The organism is Bacteroidota bacterium, assembly GCA_018816945.1.
Lineage (GTDB): Bacteria > Bacteroidota > Bacteroidia > Bacteroidales.
Genome location: JAHIVC010000071.1, coordinates 65,440 through 77,073, shown reverse-complemented (window position 1 = coordinate 77,073; position 11,634 = coordinate 65,440). Strand labels below are relative to the sequence as shown.

The 11,634-nt window shown below is 38.2% G+C and carries 11 protein-coding genes; 8 read left to right on the top strand and 3 right to left on the bottom strand.

Going from position 1 to position 11,634, the window contains the following annotated elements:
* Positions 1 to 50 precede the first annotated feature (50 nt).
* Complete coding sequence (locus KKG99_11360) at positions 51 to 2,282, bottom strand: amino acid permease (protein MBU1013596.1); 2,232 nt, start codon at positions 2,280 to 2,282, stop codon at positions 51 to 53.
* Between the two features lie 128 nt (positions 2,283 to 2,410).
* On the opposite strand from KKG99_11360, the gene KKG99_11355 reads away from it, so the two are divergent.
* On the top strand, positions 2,411 to 3,280 hold the full coding sequence (locus KKG99_11355; GenBank protein MBU1013595.1) for an SPOR domain-containing protein: 870 nt from the start codon (positions 2,411 to 2,413) through the stop codon (positions 3,278 to 3,280).
* A gap of 83 nt (positions 3,281 to 3,363) precedes the next feature.
* On the opposite strand, the gene sucD is transcribed toward KKG99_11355, so the two are convergent.
* Positions 3,364 to 4,233, bottom strand: a complete 870-nt coding sequence (gene sucD, locus KKG99_11350; GenBank protein MBU1013594.1) for a succinate--CoA ligase subunit alpha — start codon at positions 4,231 to 4,233, stop codon at positions 3,364 to 3,366.
* Positions 4,234 to 4,418: 185 nt separating this feature from the next.
* On the opposite strand from sucD, the gene mnmE reads away from it, so the two are divergent.
* The 4 genes from mnmE (at position 4,419) to KKG99_11330 (ending at position 8,591) form a co-directional block, all read left to right on the top strand.
* Positions 4,419 to 5,807 (top strand): tRNA uridine-5-carboxymethylaminomethyl(34) synthesis GTPase MnmE, encoded by a 1,389-nt coding sequence (mnmE, locus tag KKG99_11345; protein ID MBU1013593.1) that lies wholly within the window; start codon positions 4,419 to 4,421, stop codon positions 5,805 to 5,807.
* 217 nt (positions 5,808 to 6,024) lie between these two features.
* Positions 6,025 to 6,381: a helix-turn-helix domain-containing protein gene (locus KKG99_11340; GenBank protein ID MBU1013592.1), complete on the top strand. Its 357-nt coding sequence runs from the start codon at positions 6,025 to 6,027 to the stop codon at positions 6,379 to 6,381.
* 6 nt (positions 6,382 to 6,387) lie between these two features.
* Complete coding sequence (locus KKG99_11335; GenBank protein ID MBU1013591.1) at positions 6,388 to 7,494, top strand: site-specific integrase; 1,107 nt, start codon at positions 6,388 to 6,390, stop codon at positions 7,492 to 7,494.
* Positions 7,491 to 8,591: a hypothetical protein gene (locus tag KKG99_11330; GenBank protein MBU1013590.1), complete on the top strand. Its 1,101-nt coding sequence runs from the start codon at positions 7,491 to 7,493 to the stop codon at positions 8,589 to 8,591. Before KKG99_11335 ends, KKG99_11330 begins: the two co-directional genes overlap by 4 nt.
* Here the strand turns inward: KKG99_11330 and KKG99_11325 are convergent.
* Positions 8,559 to 8,795, bottom strand: coding sequence for a hypothetical protein (locus KKG99_11325; GenBank protein ID MBU1013589.1), 237 nt, complete (start codon positions 8,793 to 8,795; stop codon positions 8,559 to 8,561). The genes KKG99_11330 and KKG99_11325 overlap by 33 nt on opposite strands.
* A 25-nt stretch (positions 8,796 to 8,820) precedes the next feature.
* Between KKG99_11325 and KKG99_11320 the strand changes: the two genes are divergently transcribed.
* The 3 genes from KKG99_11320 (at position 8,821) to KKG99_11310 (ending at position 11,629) form a co-directional block, all read left to right on the top strand.
* The gene (locus KKG99_11320) at positions 8,821 to 9,117 is read left to right on the top strand and encodes a helix-turn-helix domain-containing protein (protein ID MBU1013588.1); all 297 of its coding nucleotides are present in this window, start codon (positions 8,821 to 8,823) and stop codon (positions 9,115 to 9,117) included.
* A 63-nt stretch (positions 9,118 to 9,180) separates the two neighbouring features.
* A complete protein-coding gene (locus KKG99_11315; protein MBU1013587.1) occupies positions 9,181 to 9,399 on the top strand; it encodes a helix-turn-helix domain-containing protein in 219 nt (72 codons plus the stop codon).
* Between the two features lie 4 nt (positions 9,400 to 9,403).
* Complete coding sequence (locus KKG99_11310) at positions 9,404 to 11,629, top strand: DUF3987 domain-containing protein (GenBank protein ID MBU1013586.1); 2,226 nt, start codon at positions 9,404 to 9,406, stop codon at positions 11,627 to 11,629.
* Positions 11,630 to 11,634: the final 5 nt, after the last annotated feature.

Below are 11,634 nucleotides of genomic sequence, written 5' to 3'. Positions count from 1 at the left end.
TAATAATTTTAACAGACCTATTAAACAATTATTCTTATGCGAGTTCGAAACTATTCTATTTCTTTTACTTCATGGCAATTAACAAATACAATGTCACCAATTGCATCATATCCTTTAAACAAATCGAGCCCATAAATATTGAGGTGCTCGGGCCTGAAGCCGATAATGGTCAATCCTGCTTTTGCAGACTTTTCAGAAATGATTTTTTTACTGCTTACAGATTCATCTTTGCTGATAATTTCTATATTTTGCGGTGCGATCGGAATACGCCCACTTTTAACCAATGCGACCAAATCCTGTTTGGTCATTTCTTCTTCATTTGCTTTACAAATATCAAAAATTTTGATGGTAGATTTGCGCCAATCAGGATGCTCTGAAATGATATAGCTTAAAAGAATCATCAAATTAGAATTTTCGAAATCGAAACTCCTGATCCAAACATGTATAGGCGCTTTTGGCGAATATCTTTTTTCAGAACTTCCAAATATACATACGTCATGACTTCCGGGAAGAGTTAAGTGAAAATTATCAATAACAGTTTTTAATTCGGACAAATTCTTTTTATCATACTCAAATATGATCATATTATTCTCCATACCCGATATTCCGGGTAATTGGATTGCCTGCGCCATTGCCGAAGTATATGAAGGTGAAATAATGGTATCGATGTATACATTATTACTTTTTGCATTCGATTGTAGGATTAACTCTTTCAAACTTGACTGTGCCTGCCTGCTTGTTTCCAGATTATAAAAACCTTCGATAAGATGAATATAAGTACCAAAACCATATTTATACGAAACCCAGTTTAAAAAATTAAATGCATCCTCATGCTCAAGTGATTTTTTCGAAACACAAATGGCTGAAGGTCTCCAACTCTCTCCCATTTTAATACTTCTGGATTTTTGAAGATAGACCTGAATCCGACGGTTCATCTGAAAAATTGCACCCTTAAATATAGATTGCAGTCCATCGCGCTCCTTGCGCTTATTTGAAACCCACAGGTACAATGCGGTCATCAAAACAATTGCCAAAAATGCATACAATCCATTGATTTTAAACATAAGCCAAAAACTCAACAAAAATCCAATTAACGACAAATACCATTTCGATCGAAATGCCGGTCGATACGATGGATCAGAACCAAAGTGATTTAAGAAGGAAATAAGGCAAATGGAACCATAAGTCACCATAAAAAACATAGAAATAATTTCTGCCACAGAATTAACATTTCCCATTGCCACGAAAATAAACGCAATTATTACTGTAAGTATGGAAGCGTTAATTGGTTCATCTGAATCCCTCTTTCCTTTAGCGAAAATTTTATTTATTCGTGTAAATGGTAAAAAATTATCTGAACCCAAAGCTTGCAATGTACGAGGAGCTACCATTACCGATCCAAGTGCAGAAGAGATAGTAGATGCAGCGAGCCCAACAGGAATTACAAGCCAACCATATAACGCTATTTTGCTCATCACCAATTGTTCGGTTAGCATTTCATCTATACTTGCTGATACATTAATTTTCCAGATTATAAAAACATAAACAATCAACCCGACCACTGTTGCAACTGTAGTTCCAATTGGGATTGATTTAGCAGGATTTCTTAAATCTCCCGAAAGGCCAACACCTGCTGTCATACCAGTAAATGCAGGAAATATGATAGCAAAAATCACGAAAAAATTATCAAGATTACCAAAAATATAACGGACACCTTCTGGTTCCGAATTCATAGATGGAGTTGGTTTTCCCATAAAAAACAATAGCAGCGAAGCAAATAAAATTGTTACAACGATATATAAAGCTTTGACACCTATTCCGGCTCCTTTCGTCAGAATTAACAAAGCAAGCAATGCCATCGCAGGCAAGCTAATTGCCTGACGTGGTAAAAGGATTCCATAATTGGTATTTACCCAATTAATTACCGGCTCGAAAGCCTCTGTAAAAGCTATAACATAAAATGCAACACTTATGGCTTGCGACAGGTAAAGTGCAATTCCAATTGTAACCCCAATATTTAATCCAAATGATCGTGAAATAATATAATATTCGCCACCACCTTCAACCTTTTTATTTGTCGCAATCTCTGAAATTGCTAGAGCCGTTGGAATTGTAACCATATGACCCAGTATTACGATGAGCAAAGCTCCACCCATCCCTAAAGTACCAACTGCGAAGCCAAATCTTAAAAATAAGATGGCACCTAAAATGGTTGAGATTGCTGTAAAAAATACCGGTGCTGTTCCAAAGCCATGCTTATGCTGCTTATCTATGGAGTCCATGCTAAAATATTTGGTCATGGTTAATATTAGTCTTTTATATTATTATTCCTCTAAATTAATCGAATTTTAAACACTTCTTAACCATAATGCTTGTATTTTACTATTTTTGATAAACACGAACTCAAATAATGAAGCTAAAGAAATCGACTCCAATTATTATCATCTTTATATTTTCCTCCATGATTGTATGGCCGCAAGACAAGACGATTCCCAAAGATTTTTGTATTTCGGAAAAAGCAAATAAATTATTTGTATTGATCAATGAAGCACGAACGCAGAAACAACTTGACCGACTACCCCTATCAGCTTCTTTATCATTTGTAGCTTACACACACATCAATGACCTAATCCAGAATCATCCAGATACCAGTTTGTGCAATCTCCATTCATGGTCGGATAAAGGAATCTGGACATCCTGTTGTTATCAAGCTTATATCCCCGTACAAGAATGCATGTGGAATAAGCCACAAGAAATTAGTCCATATAAGTACAGAGGGTACGAATTGGCTTTTTGGCAAAGTGAGGATTTAACAGCTGAAGAAATATTCGAGGGATGGATGAATATCCCTCAAGCTTCTGATATGATTTTAAATAAAGGGGAATGGCAAAATGTATGGAGAGCCATGGGAGTAGGTATCAAGGATGGTTATGCAGTTGTGTGGTTTGGACGTGCAGTTGACAATGAACCAAAGCCAAATATTTGTGGCGAAGCACAAAAACCCAACCGTGAAAATAACCCAATTATTAGCGAAAAAATATCAGTTATTAGCGAAAAAACCAATCAATATTATTTAATTTTTGGCAGTTTTAATCGCCTTAAAGATGCAGAAAAACGAACTGAGAAACTTAAGAAAGATGGTTTTAATGACGCAGTTATTTTAATGACAGATGAAAAATACCGGATTGCACTTTCATCATATCCGGATTTAGAATCGGCTAAAACAGCCCAATCCGGTTTAGATAAAAAATATGATGAATCCTGGATTTTTAAGTTTTAATGTCTAATGTTGATTTTTGAATGCTGATTTTTTATTTAAGAGATATTTAAAGACCAATTTCATCATTCATCATTAATCATTCATCATTTAAGCAGTTCTGCCATTTTAGTTCCAATATCGGCTGGAGAATCCACCACATGAATTCCGCAACTAATTAGTTTTTCTTTTTTAGCTTGAGCAGTATCGTCCTTTCCACTAATAATTGCTCCGGCATGTCCCATTGTACGACCTTTAGGTGCGGTTGCTCCGGCAATAAAACTAACAACCGGTTTTGTACTGTTTTCTTTGATCCATTCAGCAGCATCGGCTTCCATATCTCCTCCAATTTCACCAATCAAAACAATCCCATGAGTATCGGGATCGGCCATAAATAGCTGAACGGCATCTTTGGTAGTAGTACCAATAATCGGATCACCACCAATGCCAATTGCCGTAGATTGGCCTAACCCAAGTTTTGTGATTTGATCAACGGCTTCATAGGTTAAGGTGCCAGATCTGGAAACAATACCTACGTGACCTGGAGTATGAATAAAGCCGGGCATGATACCCACTTTTGCTTCTCCCGGAGTAATAATTCCAGGGCAATTAGGACCAATCAGTCTACAATCAAAATCAGTTAAATAATGCTTTACCTGAATCATATCTTTTGTAGGAATCCCTTCGGTAATACAAACGACAACTTTAATACCTGCTTGAGCAGCTTCCATTATCGCACCTGCAGCGTAGGCAGGTGGAACAAAAATTACACTGGTGTCGGCCGCTGTTGCTTTTACCGCATCTTCAACTGTATTAAAAACAGGTTTCCCTAAATGCAACTGTCCACCTTTATTCGGAGTCACTCCACCAACGATATTTGTTCCGTAAGCTATCATTTGCTCAGAGTGAAAAGTTCCTTCGCCACCGGTAAAACCTTGTACAATTATTTTTGAATTTTTATTTACTAATATGCTCATTTTAAAGATTTTAAATTTTCAGATATTAGAGGTCAGTGTTTAGGAATCATTTATTTAATTTTGATGCTGAATCTTTTATGTCTAACTTCCAAGGCCAAAGGTAAGATGTTTTAAATAATTACTGAAAGAATTGCTTAAATTTGTTATTTAAACCGAATATGAAAATGCATTACGATCTGATCGATATTTCAAACAATGAAACCATTGTCGCACTGGCAAGCCCGCTAGGTAGTGGGGCCATTGCAACCATCAGATTATCAGGCACATTATCACTTCGTATTGCAAGTCAAATTTTCACTCCAAAGAATAAAAAACTTGTTCTAAAGGAAGCTCAATCCCATCGAATCCATTATGGTTTTATCAAAGACAAAGATTGCATAATAGATGATGTTTTACTGAGTGTTTTTAAAGGCCCAAACTCTTACACCGGAGAGGATTCTATTGAAATTTCATGCCACGGATCTTTATACATTCAGCAGCGTATTCTAGAATTGATTATAAATTGCGGTGCAAGGGCAGCTCACGCCGGAGAATTTACTTTCCGTGCCTTTATGAATGGCAAATTTGATCTATCACAAGCAGAAGCTGTGGCAGATTTGATCGCATCAAATTCATCGGCATCCCATCAATTAGCTTTAGATCAAATGCGTGGTGGTTTTTCTGCAAAGATCAAAGAATTAAGGCAAAAATTTGTGGATTTTGCTTCTCTTCTGGAATTGGAACTTGATTTTGGAGAAGAAGATGTTGAATTTGCCAATCGCAATGATTTGATGAAATTGCTAGATGAAATGGAGGTTGAAATCAGCCGCTTGATTGAATCGTTTAAACTGGGGAATGTTTTAAAACACGGAATCCCCGTTGCGATTATCGGCAAGCCCAATGTTGGGAAATCAACATTGCTCAATGCACTGCTGAATGAGGAAAAAGCAATTGTATCGCCGATACCTGGTACCACCAGAGATGTTATAGAAGATACTGTTAATATTGACGGGGTTTCATTTCGTTTTATCGATACCGCCGGACTAAGAGAATCTATCGATAGCATTGAAGCAATCGGCATTGAACGAACCTATGAAAAGATCAAACAAGCTAAAATCATCCTGTATGTTTTTGATATCAGTGAAATCAGCATCGAAGATCTGAACGACCTCATAGCTGAATACAAAGAAATTATTGAGAACGAAAATAAGCGAATGATATTAGTTGCCAATAAAATTGATCAACTTATCGAAATTCCTCATGGATTTAAAACTTTTGTTGAATTAGAAACTATTTTTATTTCTGCCAAGCGCAAGGAAAACATTAATGAAATTTCTGATACCTTACTCAAAAATATTGACGTTGCCAAGCTCACCGACAATACCATTATTTCAAACATTCGGCATTATGATAGTTTAAACAAAGTGCTTAAAGGAGTTGAAAAGGTCAAAGCAGAATTTCAATTAAACACCCCTACAGATTTGATAAGCATTGATATTCGTGAAGCACTTTATTACCTTGGTGAGATTACCGGGGAAGTTACTACCGATGAAATTTTAGGAAATATATTTGGGAAGTTTTGTATCGGGAAGTAATTCCTTTTCTCATATTTTCCAACAGCTTGCTATTGTTAGCATTTAAGTAAAATATTTTCTTTTATTTGTTGCCCGTTTTCCTTTTTTATACCTATCTTTGTTGCCAGTTTGTTGCCCAAGAAAAATTATTTAGTTGCCGGGCAACAAAAAGGCGAAATGATGTCACATCATGACACATTTAGTCGCTTACAGGCAATTAAAGACATAAAAGGACATTATGAGCAGCAACCTTACTTTTAAGAAAATTTGTGATTACTGCGGTAAAGAATTTGAAGCCAAAACTCTTTACACTCGCTATTGTAATCACACATGCAACAGCAGGCATTACAAGAAAATGAAACGGGAAGAAAAAATTCAATCCGTTTTACAACCTCAGCAAGCAGAACTGGAACCACAAAAATTTGACACTGCCATTCAGCAAAAAGAATTTCTTAGCGTTGATGAAGCAGCTACCCTATTGGGAGCAAGCCGGAGAACCATTCAAAGAATGATTGATAAAGGTGCTTTGAAGGTTGGTAAGCTCGGTCGCAGAATCATTGTCAGGCGAAAGGAAATTGATAAACTCTTTATATAATATGGTATGAATGTAACACTACGTCAACGGCAGAAAGGCGACAAGGTCAGTTTATACCTTGATTACTACCATCAGGGAAAACGCCAATATGAATATTTGCAACTTTACCTCATCCCTGAACCCAAAAAAGGAAAGCTGACAAAAGAACAAAAGGATGAAAACCGGAAAACCCTTGCTCTTGCAGAATCTATACGATCTAAACGACATCTGGAAATTCAAAACGGAATTTACGGTTTTCAGGATCAGGGTAAAATGAAAGGCAGCTTTTTGAGGTACTTTGAATATCTTGCAGAGAAACGAAAAGGCAGCGAAGGCAATTATGGTAATTGGGACAGTACTTTAAAGCACCTCCGCAAGTTTGTGAAATTTGATGTAACCTTTGCCCAGATTGATAAACGATGGCTCAATGATTTCAAAGAATACTTACAGAAAGAAGCTCGTACACCTGCCAAACAGCCCCTTTCGCAAAATTCAGCATCATCTTATTATAATAAGGTAAGAGCAGCTTTAAGAGAAGCCTACAAAGAAGGAATCATTCAGCGTAATCCTGCCGATGAAACCGAAGGCATTAAACCAGGTGAACCGGAACGGGAATTTCTTACACTTGAAGAATTACAGGCTATTGTAAAAGAGGAATGCGAAATCCCGATTCTAAAACGTGCCTTTATTTTTAGTGCATTAACAGGTTTGCGATGGTCTGATGTTCAAAAAATGACCTGGTCAGAAGTCCAGCACTCCAATGAAATCGGGCATTATATCCGTTTCAGGCAAAAGAAAACCAAAGGAGCAGAAACACAGCCAATATCAGAACAGGCATTTGAATTATTAGGAGAACGAACCATTCCCGAAGATCGAGTTTTTGTCGGATTAAAATACAGTGCCTGGCACAACCTGAAATTACAGCAATGGGTTATGAAAGCCGGGATCAGCAAAACGATAACATTCCATTGTGCAAGGCACACATACGCCACATTGCAGTTAACTTTGGGAACCGACATTTACACGGTTTCGAAATTGTTAGGTCATAAGGACCTGAAAACAACTCAGATTTACGCCAAAATCATTGATGAACGTAAAAAAGAAGCAGCGAACAAAATTAAATTAGACCTATGATAGTAAAGCCAATCATTTTCGACAATATCCTTTTTGGTGAATTAGCTCCCTGGAAACCGGAAAACACCAATGAAACAATGTTTAGAGATATTCTGAACAATCAGGTAAGAGTAAACAAGGACAAACCTGAAAAGTATTTCAAAGCACTGCTAAACTCAGTAAAGGATTATTCAATCAATCTCAAAATAGACCTTTTACCCAATTCCGAAAGAATTGCAAACCTAGCAAAGTTTGCAGAAATGCAAACCGATTTCAGTAGCCTGGCAATTCCTCCCTTTTATAATAAGTCCTCAGAATTTTACACCTGCCTAATTAATAATGAAAATATTCGTCTCCGGGCAGCCCTGGCAACAAATGTGAGCAAGGCAAAGACTGTGATTGATAAAGAATACCAGGTCGTCAGCTTGCTTAAAAACCTTGATTATACAATCGAACAAGTCTCCCAGAAAACCTATAATGATAAACTCAGCACCTTTGTCTTGAATGCCATGAAGATTTCACTTACAAGATTATATGAAGAGATTAAATCAGTTTACCCTCAGTTCATTGGTTCTGAAGCTTTATCAATGCATGAGATTATCAATTTTATAGCACCAGACTTTGACCAGGAAAAGAATGTTCAAAATACCTGTTCATATTTGATCAGTCAGTTTATCGAATCAAGACAGTCAATTCCTGTTAAGGATGATAAACCAATTACAGGAATACTTCCTGCTGACATGGCTTATTGTTCCTTTACTTACAAACATTTAAGCACTCAACCGGAATACATCAAAGATTTATTCGATTCACTAAAAAGCAATCAGTTCATAAATAAATCAACCATCTACACCGACTTTAAGAAAGTGTTTGTTGGTGATCAGGTTCAAAAGCCGGTAATCTGGACAGGCAACATCAGCGAGCTTCATTATTTCATTAAACTAATTCACAACATCAACAAATCGGTCGTTGACTTGAAGCAACATCAATGGGAAGTTGCCTGTAAATGTTTCATTAAACCGGATGGCTCTGCCTTTGACCGTGCCCAGTTGAAGGAACAGAAGAAACCAAAAGCCACAGCAGCATTACTTGAAAAGGCTGCAAAGCAGTTGCAATAACTCCACACTACACTCCTGCATTTTATTTTTCTCTTTTTGTTTGCCGATGTTTTCCTGAATATCGGTTAATCTTCTTTTGTTATATCCACTCCGCACTCCACGCTCCACTCCACCCCTTGTAAACACCAATAAAATAAGGCATTTCCTTAAAGTAATTTTGGCTTGTCTTTGATAATCAAAGATGACTTTTGGCCAGAAGTCCATTTTCTAATTTTTAATTTCTAGTCAAATGGACGACATTATTTTAAAAGAATTGCATGAGCTAAAGAAGCTCATCAATGAGCAGAATCTGCTCAAAAAGGATGTACTGAATTTCTCAGAGGCTTGTCAGTACCTCGACATCAGCGAAAGCCACTTGTATAAACTTACCAGTCGTAAGCAGATCCCGCATTTCTGCCCACAAGGTAAAAAATTGTACTTCAATCGGCAGGAGTTAGACCGTTGGTTACAGCAAAACCGACAAAATACAAATGATGAAATTGAAAAGGAGGCCACCGATTACATACTTCAAAACAGGAGGAGGTAATCTATGGAAGAATGTAAAATATGCCGTGAACCTCTTGAAAACATTCAGGAACGGCTTAATAAAATGCTGTTATTACTTGAGATTAAGCAACGCACTAACCCTGAACAGGTATTTTTCGACAATCAGGAATTTATTCAGGTAATGAATATCAGCAAACGCACCGCTCAGGCTTGGCGTGATACAGGAATGATTGCCTTTTCGCAGGTAGGCAGCAAAATGTATTACCGCTTGTCCGACATCCTGAAAATGCTCGAAAAGTATCACAAACCCTCTAAATCCTGATATTATGGCATGTTCGACAATCTTTTCAGGATTTAATCAGGTGGTAGAAAACAGGGCTTTGCTGTTAATCATCAAAGACATCAAAGAAGGCAAATACAGGGAGGATATTGAACCTATCCGCTCCCTGATTGCCTCCGGTGATACCGAAAAAGCCGACCAGCTAAAACGACAGCTTCCGGCTTTCACTCCATCGGCTACCTTCAAAGGTGGTCGGAAAGCTGATTTACTTGACCAATACAGCGGTTACGTTCATTTGGATTTCGACAAACTCACACCTGAACAGCTTAAAAATGCTTTTCAGGCAATAACTCAAATCCCCTTTACCTTTGCCTGCTTTCGCAGTCCAAGCGGTAAAGGATTAAAAGTTTTTGTTGAGGTAAACACCGGAGCAGAACAACACGATATTGCTTATAAACAGGTGCAGGCATATTACGAAAAAGCATTGGGTATTACTTGCGATCCTAAATGCAAAGACATTACCCGGCTTTGCTTTGTTTCAGATGACCCTGATACTTACAAGAACATTCACAGCCAAAAGTTCGAAGTACAAACGGTTTTCAATGAGAATCCTGCAAAACAGGATTCCCTTGAAATACCAAATTTTCAGGCATTGTTTGAAAATTGCATTCGTTTCACTGAGCAAAAAGAACAATACCATTCCGGCAACCGCAACAACTTTGTATATCTCCTGGCTTGCAACTGCAACCGCAAAGGCATTCCCGAAAGTATTGCACTTGATTTTATTTCAACAAATTTCGATTTATCCGAACAGGAAATCAGGGCTTCAGTAAAGAGTGCCTACAACCACCACTTTAACGAGTTTGCAAACTTTGCAAAGTCTGCAAAAGTGCAAACCAATACTAATGCACAAAACCAGCAGCAGGAAACTATCGAAGAAGATTACCTGAAAAAAACACCAACCATTCCTGATGAGGTTTACAACCAACTGCCCGAATTAATAAAATCAGGAGCTTTGGCATTTACCGACCTCAGAGAACGTGATGTTTTTCTTACGGGTACTTTGTCTATCCTTAGTGGATGCCTGCCAAATGTAAAAGGAGTTTATGCTCAGCAAATCGTCTATCCCAATCTGTTTGCTTTTGTCATAGCCCCTGCCGCAAGCGGCAAAGGGGCTATGAAATTCTCCAAAACTCTTGCCGATAAACACCACGACCAGCTTGTTAAGTCAAGCAAGGAAGAAAAACAGCGCTACGATACTGAACTTAATGAATACAAAAACCGGCAGCGGGCAAAGAAAAAGCGCGAACCGGCAGAGGAACCACCGGAACAACCACCTTTCAGGGTTGTTTTTATTCCGGCAAATTCATCTTATGCAAAAATCCTTTCGCACCTCGAACAGAACCAGGGCGAAGGTATCATTTGCGAAACCGAAGCCGATACGATGGGTAATGTGCTGAAACAAGAATGGGGCGGCTATTCCGATATGCTCCGCAAGGCTTTCCATCACGAACGCATTTCAAGCTCAAAGAAAACCAATAACGAGTATATCGAGGTTAACGAACCCCGCCTGTCAGTTGCACTGTCAGGCACTCCAAGTCAGGTAACCGGTCTGATTGCATCAGCCGAGGACGGTCTTTTCAGCCGTTTTATCTTCTATGCCTACAAGGTTGAACAACAGTGGCGTGATGTTTCACCTTATGCAAGCAGTTTCAACCTTACTGAGCATTTCAATACATTATCCGATCAGGTATTTCAGTTAATTCAATTTTTGAAGCAATACCCGACAACAATAGAGCTTACTCAACAGCAATGGCAGACTTTAAACAGTATTTGCAGCCGTTGGCTGATTGAAGTTACCACCTTTACCGGGGATGATGCCGGAAGCATTGTAAAACGGCTTGGGCTTGTTCTGTATCGCTTGACAATGATTTTTACCGCACTCCGTAAATTTGAGAATGGCGATACCTCAACCACAGCATTTTGCACCGATGCTGACTTTGATACAGCCGTAAACCTTGCCGACTTATACTTACAACATAGTCTACTGATGTTTCACAACCTGCCGAAGCAAAACGAAAACGCTGTTTTCCGGTCCGGCGACAACAAACGCAAATTCTTTGATGCCCTGCATAATGATTTTAAGAGAGCAGAAGCCATCGAATTAGGCAAGAAGTTCAATCTTTCAACCCGTTCGGTTGACAACCTCCTCAAAGAGCTTACAGGGAAGTATCTTTCACAGCCGCAATACGGTTGTTATTCAAAACTGTAGGGCTT